Source organism: Chryseobacterium geocarposphaerae, assembly GCF_002797535.1.
GTDB classification, from domain to species: domain Bacteria; phylum Bacteroidota; class Bacteroidia; order Flavobacteriales; family Weeksellaceae; genus Chryseobacterium; species Chryseobacterium geocarposphaerae.
Map to the genome: position 1 here is coordinate 2,014,852 of NZ_PGFD01000001.1, position 15,836 is coordinate 2,030,687.

The window sequence follows — 15,836 nt, forward strand, 5'->3', positions numbered from 1 at the left end:
CTTATTAAAAAAATTTATGCCACCATTTTTTTTCTTCAGCGTGATATCCGTATCCATGTTTATTTCCGTATCCGAAATTAGATTCTTTTATTCCGTTTAAGACAATTCCCACATTTTTAAGCTTATTATCTTCAACAGAATGATTTAAAAATTCCATATAGCTTTTCTCAGAGACTTCAGACCTTGTAACATATACAATCGCATCACTTTTATCAGCTATCAAGAAAGAATCTGTTACCAATAAAAGAGGAGCAGTATCTAAAACGATATATTTATATTTATTTTTTGCCTTAACAGCCGTTAAGAGTTCATCCAGTCTACCATTCTGTAAAAGGTCTGTGGGGTTAGGTGGTATAGAACCTGAATAGATAAAATCACAATTCTCATTGTATCCACTTGGATGAATAATTTCATTAACATCCAAAACATCTTCACTTAAGAATTCAGTTAACCCTTTTGCTGATTTCATGGAAGGATTATAACGCTGAAGCTGCGGGTTTCTGACATCTGCTCCGACTACCAATACTTTATCTCTTGAAGAAGCCAATATAATTGAAAGATTGGTAGAAATAAATGTTTTCCCTTCTCCTTTTACGGATGAAGTAACCATAATAGTATATGGAGATTCTTTACCAGGTAATAAGAATCTTAAATTTGTGACAAAGATTCTGAATGCTTCAGCCATAGGTGAAACATCGTTAAAGCTTACGAGAGTATTATCCTTGCTCGTCAATTTTGGAATTTCAGCAATTACTGGCAGGCCAGTTAATTTTGTAATATCTGTTCTCTTGACAATTGTACTTTGAAGAATACTCCTTAAATAAATCCATGAAAATGGTATTAGTCCTCCTATTAAAAGGAATACGCCCAATATCATTAATTTTTTAGGAGCAACCGGTTTTTTAAACACAAATGCTTTATCAATCACTCTAGCTTTTTCCGCAGTAATTTCCATACTGATAGCGGCTTCCTCTCTTTTTTGTAAAAGTAATAAATAAAGATTTTCTTTTATTTGCTGTTGTCTCTCAATACTTCTAAATAGTTTTTCCTGAGTCGGTATTTTACCTATCATATGCTCCGAACCTCCTAATTGACTTTCTACTTTTCTTTTTGCCAATTCTAAAGTAGTAATGTTTTTTTGTAAAGATTGAGATAAAGAAGATTTCATCTCCTCAATTTGTTGATTAACATCTTTTACCAAAGGGTTATCCGGAGTAGCATTTTCTAAATATTTATTTCTTTGTAAAACAAGAGTATTATAATCCTGGATTGACTTTGCAGCCGCTTCACTTTCTAATCCTATATTGATTGGTAAAACATCTCCCTTACCTTTTTTATTTAAAGTATTTTGAAGAATCTTATTAAGTTCTAACTGGGTTCCTAGTTCCAATATTTGAGCCTTACTTTGCTCTTTTAATTGAAGATTAATTTTAGCTTCTGTAGGCAAATCAACTATATTATTACTTGCCTTATACCCTTCTTTCTGAGTTTCAACATCTCCTAACTCGTTAGAAATAAGTGCAATTCTTCTATCAATAAAATCTTTGGTCTTTTTAGATTCAATATTTTTATCATTAATTGCATATACATTATATTGTCTAACTAAACCATTAAGAAAGTCTTTTGCTTTTGATTTATTTTCAAAGTCTACAGAAAGACTTATAATAGTACCATCTTTATCTAATAAATCAACTGCTAAAGCTTCTTGAAAATCATTTACAGTGTTGTCAAAATTATTATAACTAAAAAAAACCTCTGTTAAATTAACTTTTTTAGGAGCTTTATACATCGGATTTTTTCCTATCATTATCGTTGCAAAAGGTAAAATCGTTGTTTTGTTAAAAGATGTTTTTATCTCATCTTTCCATTCGTCAGACGATAATATAATTCCTTCTCCTTTCGATTTAATAAAAATAGGTTTTTGAGGTAACTCGGCATCTTCTTTTTCTTGAATAATATGGATGATATAAGGATTCGTAACACCATAAAGTTCGAGATTATAAAATGTTTGCTTAGCATATACCGGCGTCTGAAAATTATGTTCTCTCAAAACATCTTCTACAATCGCTTTAGATTGAAAAACTCCCACTTCATTTTCAATACTATTAGTTCCCATTCCGCTCAATCCCCCTAAACTTTGAAGTACTCCAATATCTCCAGAAGCAACAGACATCTTTTTAGCATCTTTAATGAGGACCGAAGTTTGAGCTTTATAAACTGGAGGTGTAGATTTTATATACAGAACAGCCAGAATAAACATTAATATTCCTGAACCAACAAAATATTTCCAATTTTTTAAATATGGAGCTATAAGCTCTTTTACGTTAGTCTCTTCCTTTAAATATTTTTTATCCATTTTTCCGGATTATCACATCAATTTTATATATTTTCAGAATTTCATCTGAAATCCTGCAAATATATATTTTTTTTATAAAAAGCCTGTGCTATTCTGCTTCTAAATTGTTTTTTTAGTTATCATTTCCAAAATTAGATTTATCGTATAAAAGATAAGAGTATTTTACTGATAACAATCTATTCTGCTCACTCCAATTTATATGTCAACATCACTCCTGCTCTTGTGGGCAAAACTTCCCCGCTTTTATTCCATTTTTTGGCTCCGTCATACCTTTCATTATTGTCTTCAAAATAGCCTTTGTATAGTGACTGAGTAAAACCTGCACCTGCAAAAACATCCAGCCCCCATTTTTTGTCTAATACAAAATGATAACCTGCGCTTATTCCCCATATAAATGCTAAACCTTTCTGATATCTTTCCGTAAGACGAACACTTCCATCCGGCAATAGTTCAGGGATACCGTTTTCATCTTCTACGGTTGTTTTACTCCAATAATTCCATTTTTGAAGGTTGAAAGCAGCCATAGAAAGATAAGTTCCGACATACCATTTATTTCCAGTTTCTTTAAAGTAATATCTTCCCTCCATTGTTCCCATATAAATCTGAAGGTTTTTCCCAAGAAATGATTTCCAGGGAGACACAAAAACTTCAGCTTGTAAAGAAATTTTAGAATTTACCGGTTTTTCAATACCTACATTATAAATTCCCATAGGAATAAATACAGTATTGACTTTTAATTCCGTTTGTGCATTTAACATGGCTGTAGAAAACAAGCCAATTATTAGCGAAATATCTTTCAACATAAAACTCATACCCCTAATAACTTTTTTTTCTTATAAATATTATCCTTTGAGAATTGAAAACGTTTTGAGCAGAATAAGAATATCTGTTTTAAACGAAAGCTGATGATAATACTCCAAATTCATTTTCATTTTATCTGGAAAAAGTACCTCATCATTATACTTCAGTGGATCTGGTTGATTTTCAAGAATTTTTGATTCATTTCTGTATTTAATACCTGCTTCGGAGGTAAGTCCGGGCTTTAAACCTAACACCAGCCGATCATCATCTTTCAGTACATCATAATAACCAGGTATATCAGGACGCGGACCAACAAAAGACATTTCTCCTTTAAGGATATTGAAAAGTTGAGGAAGCTCATCCAGTTTGGTTTTACGCATCCACTTTCCAAAACTAGACTTTTGAGAAGTGTGTGAATGATAGGTCTGGAATTTATAGATTACAAACAGCTTTCCTTCCCGTCCAACTCTTTTTTGTGTAAAAATGCCCGGAAAGCCGGTGTCAATAGAGGTTAATATTACCAATATTACAAACAAAGGAAGAAAAAGCACTACCATTATTAATGCTAAACCATAGTCCATTAAAGCTTTCCACCAAGGATATTTTTTCACCATTTCCGAATTACCAGCAAAGATATAAAATATGACAGATATAGTTTTAAACACTATATTAAATATCAACCCCATCTGCGAAGATGAGGTTGATAAGATATAAATCTAATTGCCGAATTTTTTCACCCGGATATTCTTTTCTTTTACTTTTATGACGAATGGATTCAGTACAGTGATTTTACCCGCAATACTTTCCATATCTGTATACGTCTGTTCACAATATGTATTGACAGGAAGTGTACTTTCATTTAATGAAATTCTGTACTCTCCGGTTCTCAGAAATGCTAAAAATTCCCCATTATCATCTGTAGAAATTCTTTGTAAGAGTTTTTCTCCCTGAAAAATATTAATGATAATACCTCCTAATTTTGGATTGAATTCCTGTGCGGTTTTTGCATCGAAGTCATACGTTATTTTTCCACGAACGGTTCCGTTTCTGTGAAGCGGTATTTCTAATGAACGTCGGTGCGAGTCCATTTCTATATCCATCTCATCATAGTACCATCCCTGCTGAATTACCTGCTTCAAACGATATTTTCCGTAAGGAATCTGTTTATATTCGATATTTCCATCTTTATTGCTCTTGAATGAAATAGTATTGATCATAATAACATATCCGTCAGCTGCTTCATCCCCTTCATCATATCTGTTATTATCATTATTATCGTAATAAACAAAAGCTTTTATACTTCCTTTTTTACCCGGATCCAACGTATTGGTTGGAAGATTAAGCGTAACGCCGGCTTCAATCGTCAGCATATTAGTGTGTAAACTTCCTATAGAATATTTATACCAGGATGAGTTTAAATAAAGCCCATATTGCTTTCCTAAATATTTCAGGTTAAAAAACGCAGATGGCGCTTTACCATACAAAATATCATCCGTATAAGATACTCCGGAAGTAACGTTAATCTTATTCTTAAAAAGAGTCTTATTATAAAAAGCAGATAAAGAAAGTTTTTTATAATCTTCCGTCTTGTTCATCACTTTTGAAAAAGCATATTCGGAAAGGAAATAGGCTCCATACTGATAAATATAACTGAAGCTGAATGCCTTATATCCGTAATTTCCTGATAATTTCATCTGGAGTCTCGGTTTTTCCATATCCGGATAGGTAACCAATCCTGCTTCAATTCCTAAAATTGAGGAATGTTTTTTATCCGGACTTGTCCAGTTCGTATATTCTGTTAATCGCTGAGCTTTTAACTGATTCTGCTCAAAAGAGTTAAATATCCCAAGAAAAGAATTATAATTATTTGATGTCTCTTCCTGATACTGATACCCTATTCCCCAACCGAAATCTCCTTTTTTAGCAAAATTAATTCCGGTATCCAACCTCAGATTCTTAGATCTTGTATTGTAATCATAAGAAAAATATTTAGGAGAGAAATCGGAAACCAGAATGTTGGCATACCAATAATGTTCTTTAAAAATATTCTTTGAGAAACTTTGCTGTATCTGCAAAACCCCTCTTCTGTTTCCCGGATAATAATCTGTACTGTAGAAATAACTTCCATTAAGATTTATTTTACTAATCACTCCCGAATATTGAGATTCCACTCCAAGGGAAGGTTTCGTAGAACGATCCGCCTCATAAAAACTCATTCCGGAATACAGCTTAGCATTCAGTCTCCAGTCTTTACTGAAAAGATATTGAACATCTGTACCCAAGAGATTATGATCTGCTTTTTCGTAAGGGTCATTCCTGAAAACATAGACTCCAGATATGCTTCTGGAAGTATTTTGAGCTCCAATAGTCCCTTTTGCATACAAACCATAACCATTTTGCAGGAAAGGCGTTTTTTCGATCAGGTTAAAACTTTGATCAATAAATCCAATCTCTACTTTTTTATCTTTGTCAGCCGAGGTAAGACTATATTCTGCACCTCTACCAAACAGAGGCATTTCGAGCATTCTATTCACATTTCCCAATGTGACTGCAGAATTTCCCCTATGATAAGAAATATAGGTATTATTCACTATCGGATCATCCTGATTGTTCATGGTATATATATTTCCGCTAATGAAAATATAACCTGCAGGAAGATTAAATCCCCCCGATCCAATCAACTGATACATATCCGCATTATCACCAATTCTTCTGTAGCCTGCTGTAATACTGTTTTTTGCATAACTAGAATAGCCCATCAGAGGCTGCATATCACGATAACGCTGTGTAGAAGAAATATTCTGTACAGAAACGGAAGTATTTCCGAAAATTTCTTTTTCAGGTTCTCTAAATCCGGCTATGTTTATCGTCATCTGTGTCGATTTCAAAATATGGGCGGGAATAAATTTAAAGCTGAACACAGTATCTTTCAATACATCAACACTTCCCTTTCTCTCCACGAAAATAGTTCCCTGAGCTGTTTCGGGGATTTTAAACACCACTGTAATATCCTGCCTCTTGTTCCCCATATTGGTTACTCTTGCTTTTACCTCTACAGAATCGTTGATATTATTCTCATTCATGTAGATAAGAGGGTTTTCGGCATTCAGTCTAAGAGTATTATTCTCCTGAACCCTATAGATGAGCTTCTTTTTTACGATGAGTTCGTTTGCTGAACTTTTACAGCTAAAGACAATTTCTTCATCTCCGTATCCTGCATCATTGCTTACCAGTATCTTTACAGGTAAAAATCTTTTTTCTCCGACGTTCAGCTCTAGTTTTATCTGATTTCCGGAAACACTTCTAAATCCTTTAGGAACATCAATATAAATGTTACCCTCAAATTTTGAAGAAGTTTCATTTTTCACCAATACCACAAGATCTACAATATTGGGTTTATCTGTAGTAGATTCATTACGGATTTCCATGTCTATTCCGGAATAGACCTGTGCCGAAGTAAAAACAAAAGAAATTGATATCAAAAAAATAAGAACTATTTTCCTGAATAAATAATGAAACATTTTGGATTAGTTTTTTTATTGAGGAGTTATCTCATACTGAAGAGTAGTAGCATAATCCTCCATTTTCGCCTGAACAAATCTATTGTCGTTGGCTGATGTAGAATATTTTATATCGTAATATACATCGGTACTTTGGGTAGTTCCTCCTTTCGCAACCAGCTGAGAAGATGTACTTAATGATACAGGAAAAATACTTCCTGTATTTCCTGAGACAGGACTCAATACCATCTTTACAGCATCTAGCGGCAATGTGCTTCCTGCTGCAGAAATAAACTGGCTCTGCAACGATTTCACTTTCACCTGATAATTAGTATTGCTTCTTACAATAAGCCCGCTTGGATAAGACACACTTACACCATTGGTATAGTCCTGGATTGTTTTAAATTCTAACGTCCCATTCACGGCATTAGACCCAAGCTTCAAAGACATTTCAGTAGAATTAGGGGGCGTACCCGAAAGCTGTGCAATCTGAAGTTTAAAATAAATTACCGATTTGCCCATTAAGTTATTGTACTGATCATACGCCGCCATTTCTACAGGAACTGTAAATTCCGTCCAGGTGGGATAGTTACCAAGATATGCTCCACCGGCAACAGTCAGGCTAAATCCCATTTCCATATAGAAGGGGCCATTTGAATTAGAATTATTTGACAGAGGAGCATTTGAGCTCGGCACCAAATATTTTTCCGTATTCACCTGTAAAAACACACTTGCAGGCATTCCGATCTGCTGAATGGTAGGAACCGGCCCCGGACTCGCTGCTCCTGTTGTAAAAACCGGCTGAAGAGAAACTTTATCTGCAGGAAATGTATATGCTCCGCTAGTAATAGCACCCTTTAATCGTGCAGAAACTCTCCATTTCGGTTCATAGATATTTCCATTTCCGTCAAATCTTATCGTACATGCATTCTGACTCATATTCCCGTTATAGGAGTTAATTTGAAGAAAACTATTATTCTCCCAAGATTTAAAAGTCACATTACCTGCAAAGCATTGAATTGAAATGAACAAGAATATAATAAATTTTTTTTTACTCATAATTAAAGTTTAGTTCTCCAACTTCCAAATTATTGGCATCGCCATAGTCAATCATCACAGAGGCTGTATATTTTCCTTTCTCCAATTTTGTAGGAAGAACAATATCCATCTCTCTTTTGTTTCCGGGCATGGTATAAAAAATAATATTATCCAATGTGGTCTTTTTACCGGTTTGCGTATTAACCAGATCAGTATATACTTTCCCGTCTATCCATACATTTCCCTGATTTTCAAAAAACAGCGAAAGCTTATTTTTGGCTTTATCATAAACCAGATTCTGAATTTCCACCTTTTTGATGTTTGCAGAAGACAGTTTATGAAAAAGTTTAATTCCAGAACGGATGCTTACTTTTATGTTGGCTCCCTTACTATCCACATCATCTACCGGATTCATCTGACTTACATATAAAACTGCAGTATGAGCAGCCAGCTTATCCGACAATGTATTGGGAACCGTAATGGTAACATCGATATCCTTTCTTTCCCCTGGAGCCAGAGTAAAATAAGAATCCTCCTTTTTTACAGAAATCCAATTGGCACAAGAAGTAGGTAATGTATTGGCAGGATACATCAAGTTTTCACCTTTACCGTCATATTCCCAATCTCCTAAACTTACTGCTAAGTCTAAGGAATTTTTCACACTTACATTAGTAATGGTAATCTGCTGTGTATTGCTGCGTCCTAAATCTGACTCAAAATATAATCTGGGAGGAGAGACTGAAACACCGGTTTGTGCATTTATTTTACACAAAACTGAAACCATAAACAACAAAAAAGTTACAACCCGTATTTTCATTAAAATATTTTTTGTAATAATACAGAAAAAGTGCCACATTTCTCTGCAACACTTTCCCCTTCATATCCTAATTATATATTTTATTTTGCAAAAATTGTATATGTTAGTGTAGTTGTATATGTTGTTGGCGTTTGACCAGCGATATAGTTATTAACATAAGTATCTGCACCAGCACCTGCATAAGTAACGTTAATATTTTTATTTACACCTCCTGTAGCAGAAGTAGCAATCACCTGATCGTTATTAGAAAGCGATACCGGTGTATAAGTAGCACCTGTAATTGAGTTATTTGATCCGTTACTAGCTGTAATAGTAATTGTATTTGCTGCAATATTTTTTGATCCGCTTACTATGTTAGCATCACCACTTTTTACTTTTACTTCAAAACCACCTGTACTGTATACTGTTAAATGATCTGCCTGAGTAGAAGAAACACCCCCTGAATAATCAGTAGCCGTTGTATAGAGTAAGTCTACTGATTTTTGAGCCGGGTTTACTACAAGAGTCTGAATAGGTTTTAATTTAACGTTTAATGTAACGTTATCAGTAGATGTTTGAGCGCTTACTGTTGCAAATCCTAAAAGAGCGAATGAAGTTAAGATAAATTTTTTCATTGTGAAGTTATATTTTCTGTTTATTAATTATTCATTAAATTATCGGTTGCAAAAGTAGAGGCAATAAATTAGAGTTATTTTGTGAAAAAAGACTTTAAACTTGTAATTTTAAACAAGTTTTCGAATCTTATCTCACAAATAAAAATTGAGAATAATTAAGATAAAAAGAAAAATTTAAAGACAATTTCACAATCATAAAAATTTACAAGTGCGAAATCACAATGTTATCATCACAAAACATTAGATATGCAATAAATAAAAAATCACAATATTATTATCCCACGCATAATTAATGTGCGTAAAAAATTAAAATTTTATTGCGAAATAATTGTATATACTAGTGTGTGATATATAGAATTTGATTCTGAATTAATTTTTTCAACTTCATTTCCTGAAAGAAAATTACTATCGATAGCAATTCTTTCATCAATTCCGCCTTTACGTTGATCAATAATTGCATATCCATTATTGTTATTTTCTCTGGTAAAAGCTTTTTTTTCGGCATTGTACACTTCCTTATGCATTTTAACCTGAAAACCTGAAAGGCTTGATACTTTAATATATCTTGATTCTGACACTACAGATGTTTTATTTTCCACTGGAGCTTCAGAATTGTTGCTGGGAACTGAAATGGTCTGGATAGGATACAACTTTATATTTAACCTCACTGTTTCTTGTGCAAGGCATTTCAGCGATGCAAGCAAGAAAAATATCAATACAAAGTGTTTACAGTACATATCCTCCAGATTTTTCACCAATTAGATACTTAGTAAATATAGGAAAAAAAAATTACTATTTCATATTTTAGGGATATTTTTATTCATGTTTTTTAACACTTTTTTTTAAATCCTTATTCAGCACCGACTTAGTTTTCAAAAAAGACATCAATAAGTTGAGAATCTACCTAATCTTTATTATAATTTCTGTAAAATATATTAGCTTTACGGTATTATTTATTTCTATGATGAAAGCATTTTTTAGTTTTTTGCTCCTCCTATTATTACCTTTTACCTTGTACAGCCAAGAAAATCTGACTTCAGATGACTTGTTTGCTAAAGCCAGAAAAGCAGCTTTTGAAGAAAAAGACTATCCTACTGCGATCAAATTTGCCCAGCAGGCTTTGGAAAAATCACCGGATTATACAGATATATCCATATTTTTAGGAAGAGTATATACCTGGAGCGATGATCTTACCTCTGCAAGACAGGTTTTCGAAAAGCTTGACCAAAGAAATGTTAAAGATGAAGATTTTTTTATCGCCTATGCTTCTCTTGAATACTGGAATAATCAATATGATAAAGCAATCAGTATTATTGACAAGGGACTTGGTTATCATCCTCAATCAGAAGAATTGTGGATGTTGAAAGCAAAAGTGTACAACAGCAACAATCAATATGCTGAAGCTGAAAAGGCTACCTCATCGGTCTTGGAAATCAACCCTAAAAATACTGAAGCCAGAACCCTTTCCAACAGAATCAAAGATTTAACTTCTAAAAATGCTTTGGGAATTACTTATAATTATTCCCATTTCGATAAGCAGTTTGATAATGACTGGCATATAATAGGAGTCAGCTACAAAAGAGCGACCTCTATAGGTTCTTTTATCATTAGAGGTAATTATGCTAATAAATTTGCACAAAACGGAACTCAAATTGAACTGGAAGCTTATCCCAGAATCTCAAAGACATTTTATCTGTATGCAGGAGCAGGGTATTCTAATGATGTAGGCATATTCTCCAAATACCGTACCGGAGTTTCTCTTTTCGCCAATCTTCCTCACAGTTTTGAAGGAGAACTTGGATACAGACAGCTTTATTTCAGCAGTAATATATGGATGTACACCGCTTCTGTAGGAAAGTATTACAAAAACTTCTGGTTCAATCTTCGTACTTATATTTCTCCGGATCATAAAAACATTTCCCAGTCTTATACAGGAACAATGCGTTATTATACCAAAGGAGCCTATGATTATTTTGGGTTCCAGATCGGGACAGGAATAAGCCCGGAAGAGAGCATCAATAACCTTTTGGAAAACGAGACCTATAAATTAAAAACGTTTAAGGTGGGTGGAGAATATAATTTCTCTGTTAATAAATCCAATCTGTTCTCGGTTTCAGCCACCTATTACAACCAGGAATACCGGCCGGACGAAAAAGGAAATCAATTTGATATTAATATAGGATATACCAAAACCTTTTAAGGTTTTGGTATTTTTTTATTCATAAAGTTCGACACTACAGAATCCGGTAACAATTTCTTAGAAGAATGGAACCTATTGTTTTTAGCTTTAAATAAGTTAAAACGTTTGGTCATATCATTTTTAGCAGATTCGTTATTTATCAAATCTTCGTCAAGATTAGGCTGCAGTTCGAACAATTGATTATCTACAAAATGGTATTTTCGATATACATAGTCAATCAGCTTATCTTTGGTCTCCATTAGAGGAGTTTCTTCATTATTATCTTCATCATCATTAGTCAGTCCTTTTCCGATCCATGCTACAGAAGATGGAGTATGCAGCTTATAATTTGTTCTGTAGTAAGCCAAAATAGATGGAGCGAGATCAAAATGACTGACACGTTTTTTAAAACGTTTCGCTTCTTTTAATAAAGGCGAGTAAATAATCAAAGGAACATGATACCTGTCAATTTTTGTTTCAAAAGGAATTTCCGGCATACTATGATCTCCGGTAATCACAAAAATTGTATTATTGAAATCCTGACGCTTTTTATAGTTTTCAAAAAATTTCTGTAGTGCATCGTCAAGATTGAGCACAGAAACCAGCTGCTTTCTGTTTTCTAACGCCCATTTTTTCTGTGATGCTGAAATCTGACCTGACTGCAGCCTTTTATCAAACAGCTGTTCGTAATATTTTGAATTGTTAATTAAAAACGGATTATGAGTTGAAAGCGTAAGAAGCATATTAAAGTAAGGCTGATTCTGCATCTTCTGCACTTCCAACATTTTTCCGAAAATTGCCTGATCTTCATATCCCCAACTTTCACCGTTATTCTGAGGTAACTTACGATAGGGAGCTTTAAACAACTGCTGATCTATGATATGATCTACTTTACTATACTCTAAAAACTCTCTCATACGGTCAAAAGAAGAATTTCCGCCGTAATAAAAGCCGGTTTCAAATCCGTTCTTTTTCAGAATATTGAATAGGTTGAAATGTTCAGGAGTTTTCTCAATTTCCAGAAATCCGTTTTTTCCAAAAGGCAAAGAGCCTGTAAGAGTAGGAATTGCTCCAAATGTTCTTCCTGATGAGCTCAAATTAAATTCCCAATATAAACTTTCACCTGCCAAAGAGTCTATAAATGGTGTGAAATTACCAACATACCCGTTAGGCGAGCTGTAAGCATGACCAAGCCCTTCTACCGTAATGAATACTAAGTTTGGAGCTGTTGCTGCCTGATTAAGATAAGCACCTAAAAAGTCTTTGGTCTTTTCTTTTCTCCAGAACGGAAATGCCTGATTGAGCATTTCAGGATCTGCCGCTAATGTTTCTGAACCATTAATAAGGTCTGATATTTCCGGATGGTCACTGATAAAATTCTCAGTATTCGAAGTAAGAAAATAAGCCCATTTACTTTGTCCTGCTTTTTGTTCAAATTCGTTTTCATTTTTTGCCTCTAAAGAGAACAAAGTGTCTTTGGGAATAAAAAATGCCGATAACCCTATCACCAAAGTAATTGCACCTATATAAAATGATTTAAAACTTGATTTGGCTGCAAACCAGAAAGGAATGAATATACCTACTATTAAGAGGCACATTAATGCAATATTTTTAGTATTCAGCATCCCGCTTGCCTGAAGGATCTGCTTCATCTCATCTTTACTGTAGTACAATATATCTGCCCCTAATATATTATGAGACTCAAAGAAATATAAAAACAGTACATATTGAACGACTACAATCGCTGTACAAAGTATAATTATTAAAGTTTTAGCCCATTTTTCTTTTATAAAGTTCAGAATCAAATACAAGATCCCCATTCCGAAAATAATCTGGAATACAAACAGTATATTATTTACGAAAAGGCTTTTTATTAGTAAAAAAGTGTCAAAGGTTTTAAAATTATACCGGTACCAACCCCATTCTGCCAATACTCCTAACAAAAATAAAAACAGAAATACTACAGCAAATACTCCCCACTGTCTAAGTCCAAGTTTAAATATGGCCACAACACGCTTCTTCCATGGTAAGTTTTTATCTTCCTGGCTAAAGCCCTGTCTTGTCATTTCACCCCAGGCATGGGATTTTTTAAAATAATCTACAAAACCTTTCACTCCTGCTTTTACCACTACCGGATGAAAATAGAAAGGTTCTATTACGGCCGTAAAAATTAAGGTAAGAAAATCCTTTCTTTTGGTATAGACCTGCCTGCTTATAAGATCTACAAGAATGGCATAGATGGAATAAAGGATCCCGGTGGAGATGACTAATGCAAAAAGTACCATAAAGAACGGCCAGTTGACTATTCCAAGAATTAGAAAAATAAAGAATATAATAATTCCTGAAAATTCTACCAATGGACCTAAAAATTCAAAGAAGAACCAATATGGAAGACTTACCATTCCCAATTTCCCATAATTAGGATTGAACATAAGCTTTCTATGCTTCCACAGGGTTTCCATTGTGCCGCGCATCCAACGGTTTCGTTGTTTTTTCAGAATATCTTTGGTTTCCGGTACTTCCGTCCAACACAAAGGATCCGGGATATTCACAACTTCATAGGGTTCTTTCTTTTCTTCCATGTACCTTCTCATCCGCACTACCAGCTCCATATCTTCTCCAACGGTATTTCTGTCATATCCTCCGCAAGCCAATACAATACTTCTGTCGAAGGCTCCGAAAGCCCCTGAGATCAAAATCAGTCCTGATGCTCTGGACCACGCCATACGACCTAATACAAATGCTCTGATATATTCTAATGCCTGACTTCTTCCCAGCCAGGTTTTAGGGATATTCACATCGGTAACTTTACCATTTTCTATTTTACAATTGTTTGCTAATCGGATTACTCCTCCACAAGCAATTACTTTTTTATCAGTCTGCTCAAGGAATGGTTTTGCCAGCCTTAGAACTGCATCCTGCTCAAGAATACAATCAACATCTATACATACAATATATTCTCCGGAAGAAATATTGACTCCCACATTCAAAGCATCGGCTTTTCCTCCGTTTTCTTTATCTACAACAATAAGCTTTTTAAAAGCCGGATTTTTACTTTTATAAATTCCACGAGTCGGTTTTGTTTCGATATCTCCCTGTACAAAGAAGGAAACGGATTCCAGTTCATATGCCTGAATCAGCTTTTCCATGGAATCGTCTTTGCTTCCATCATTGACAATAATTATTTCCAGGTTATGATAATAGAGCGACAATAGGGATCTTACATTATCAACAATGGTCATCCCTTCATTGTATGCAGGAGCAATAAGACTGAAAACTGGAGCATTCGGATTGGCAGCGATGATACTGTAATCTGTAAAAGTATTCTCATTTTTATACCGTACAACAGCTCCGAATGCATAAATTCCTATCCAGGCATAGATGAGAAAAACAGCTGCCGAATAGAGTAAAAACAGCCAAATAACAATCTCATAAATAATATGGGAGAATTCTATCATATTTTTTCCTGTAATGCGTGTTTAATAATCTGAACCAATTGAGGACATGAAGCATCATTTTCAATGATTTCAAGAAGATAATCATGATATCCTAAAGCAAGAAGTGCTTCAGCTGCAGCAATCTTTACTCCCGGAAGATTCGTTCCGTTCAGTTTTTCCTTATAAAAATCGGCACAACGAGGATCGTGAGACAATTTCATAGCCTTCAGTATTTCTATTTGTACTTCTAAAGGCTGCTCTTCATAGATTTCTTTAAACTCGGCAATGGTAGAGGAAGTTTCCAGTGCCTGCAATGCTTTTACCGTTTCTATACGAACATCAATAGCCGGATGCATTAGTAACGCTTGTGCTTTATCATAAAAAGCCAGCATCTGGAATTTTCTCAGCAACCTCAATGCAAAAATAATCACTGAAGTATTCTGGCTGTCTAACCAAACATTTACAACCTGCTGACACTGATCTGGATCTAGATTGATAGACCGGAGTAAACGAAGCTGCTGCCAGTCTGAGATTATATAAGTAAAGTCATTAAGAAAATGTAACCCCTGAAATCCTTTAAAAACTACCATTGCATACTGAGCCTCCTGATATACCTGAGGAGAAGGATGCTTAAGGAATGGCATAATTTTAGGAACTGCTGATTCTACTTTCATCGCTGTAAGCTCCTGTATACCTTCTGCAATAAGATGAGGCTTTTTTTGTCCTAACTTTTTGAAGGCTTCTTTCTGAAGGTTATAATCCGTAAAAATTTTTTTGATCTCATCCTGTGCTCCTCCGGAAAATTTTTTCTCGGAAGCCACCAATCTTTCTAAAAACAGATTTCTGAATGAGGATTCCCGGGAATAGGTATTAAAGATTTCATTATCTTTTTGGTCTTCGGGGCCATACACAATCGCTTCTGAAACTTTTTCATCTATCATTTCAGACCATTGATGAATATGATTCAGGGTTTTATACTGATAGAAGCTGTATGAGAGTACGACTATAATTAATATAAGTACCAATATTAATATTCCTAAAAAAGTAAGGAACAGCTCATGTACCGAAACATATAGAAATAGTGTGGTCATTTT

General features: G+C 34.3%; 11 protein-coding genes. 1 reads left to right on the top strand and 10 read right to left on the bottom strand.

Annotated features, from left to right (window positions below; genetic code table 11):
- Nucleotides 1–4 precede the first annotated feature (4 nt).
- The 8 genes from CLV73_RS08945 to CLV73_RS08980 all read right to left on the bottom strand — a co-directional run bounded on the left by CLV73_RS08945 (nt 5) and on the right by CLV73_RS08980 (nt 9,863).
- Entirely contained in the window at nt 5–2,356 is a 2,352-nt protein-coding gene (locus CLV73_RS08945; protein ID WP_100376490.1) for a GumC family protein, read from the bottom strand.
- 185 nt (nt 2,357–2,541) lie between these two features.
- The gene (locus CLV73_RS08950; protein ID WP_100376491.1) at nt 2,542–3,168 is read right to left on the bottom strand and encodes a DUF3575 domain-containing protein; all 627 of its coding nucleotides are present in this window, start codon (nt 3,166–3,168) and stop codon (nt 2,542–2,544) included.
- A 30-nt stretch (nt 3,169–3,198) separates the two neighbouring features.
- Nucleotides 3,199–3,771, bottom strand: coding sequence for a sugar transferase (locus CLV73_RS08955; RefSeq protein WP_228424293.1), 573 nt, complete (start codon nt 3,769–3,771; stop codon nt 3,199–3,201).
- 102 nt (nt 3,772–3,873) lie between these two features.
- A complete protein-coding gene (locus CLV73_RS08960) occupies nt 3,874–6,639 on the bottom strand; it encodes a COG1470 family protein (RefSeq protein WP_157798771.1) in 2,766 nt (921 codons plus the stop codon).
- Nucleotides 6,640–6,693: 54 nt separating this feature from the next.
- A complete protein-coding gene (locus tag CLV73_RS08965; protein WP_228424295.1) occupies nt 6,694–7,596 on the bottom strand; it encodes a hypothetical protein in 903 nt (300 codons plus the stop codon).
- 112 nt (nt 7,597–7,708) lie between these two features.
- Nucleotides 7,709–8,512 carry a fimbrial biogenesis chaperone gene (locus CLV73_RS08970; RefSeq protein ID WP_100376494.1) on the bottom strand — a complete coding sequence of 268 codons (804 nt, stop codon included), beginning with the start codon at nt 8,510–8,512 and terminating at the stop codon, nt 7,709–7,711.
- An 80-nt stretch (nt 8,513–8,592) separates the two neighbouring features.
- Complete coding sequence (locus CLV73_RS08975; protein ID WP_100376495.1) at nt 8,593–9,126, bottom strand: hypothetical protein; 534 nt, start codon at nt 9,124–9,126, stop codon at nt 8,593–8,595.
- Between the two features lie 314 nt (nt 9,127–9,440).
- The gene (locus tag CLV73_RS08980) at nt 9,441–9,863 is read right to left on the bottom strand and encodes a hypothetical protein (RefSeq protein WP_157798772.1); all 423 of its coding nucleotides are present in this window, start codon (nt 9,861–9,863) and stop codon (nt 9,441–9,443) included.
- Between the two features lie 248 nt (nt 9,864–10,111).
- Here CLV73_RS08980 and CLV73_RS08985 point away from each other — a divergent pair, with 248 nt between their 5' ends.
- Nucleotides 10,112–11,326: a YaiO family outer membrane beta-barrel protein gene (locus CLV73_RS08985; protein ID WP_228424297.1), complete on the top strand. Its 1,215-nt coding sequence runs from the start codon at nt 10,112–10,114 to the stop codon at nt 11,324–11,326.
- On the opposite strand, the gene CLV73_RS08990 is transcribed toward CLV73_RS08985, so the two are convergent.
- Together CLV73_RS08990 and CLV73_RS08995 are read right to left on the bottom strand one after the other, a co-directional pair.
- Nucleotides 11,323–14,763 (bottom strand): sulfatase-like hydrolase/transferase, encoded by a 3,441-nt coding sequence (locus CLV73_RS08990; protein ID WP_100376497.1) that lies wholly within the window; start codon nt 14,761–14,763, stop codon nt 11,323–11,325. The genes CLV73_RS08985 and CLV73_RS08990 overlap by 4 nt on opposite strands.
- The gene (locus CLV73_RS08995) at nt 14,760–15,833 is read right to left on the bottom strand and encodes a HEAT repeat domain-containing protein (protein WP_157798773.1); all 1,074 of its coding nucleotides are present in this window, start codon (nt 15,831–15,833) and stop codon (nt 14,760–14,762) included. Before CLV73_RS08995 ends, CLV73_RS08990 begins: the two co-directional genes overlap by 4 nt.
- Nucleotides 15,834–15,836 lie beyond the last annotated feature (3 nt).

Bases quoted from the DNA above. Each gene is read 5' to 3' on its own strand.
- CLV73_RS08945 (WP_100376490.1), bottom strand. From the start codon at position 2,356: ATGGATAAAAAATATTTAAAGGAAGAGACTAACGTAAAAGAGCTTATA.
- CLV73_RS08950 (WP_100376491.1), bottom strand. From the start codon at position 3,168: ATGAGTTTTATGTTGAAAGATATTTCGCTAATAATTGGCTTGTTTTCT.
- CLV73_RS08955 (WP_228424293.1), bottom strand. From the start codon at position 3,771: ATGGTGAAAAAATATCCTTGGTGGAAAGCTTTAATGGACTATGGTTTA.
- CLV73_RS08965 (WP_228424295.1), bottom strand. From the start codon at position 7,596: ATGAGTCAGAATGCATGTACGATAAGATTTGACGGAAATGGAAATATC.
- CLV73_RS08970 (WP_100376494.1), bottom strand. From the start codon at position 8,512: ATGAAAATACGGGTTGTAACTTTTTTGTTGTTTATGGTTTCAGTTTTG.
- CLV73_RS08975 (WP_100376495.1), bottom strand. From the start codon at position 9,126: ATGAAAAAATTTATCTTAACTTCATTCGCTCTTTTAGGATTTGCAACA.
- CLV73_RS08980 (WP_157798772.1), bottom strand. From the start codon at position 9,863: ATGTACTGTAAACACTTTGTATTGATATTTTTCTTGCTTGCATCGCTG.
- CLV73_RS08990 (WP_100376497.1), bottom strand. From the start codon at position 14,763: ATGATAGAATTCTCCCATATTATTTATGAGATTGTTATTTGGCTGTTT.
- CLV73_RS08995 (WP_157798773.1), bottom strand. From the start codon at position 15,833: ATGACCACACTATTTCTATATGTTTCGGTACATGAGCTGTTCCTTACT.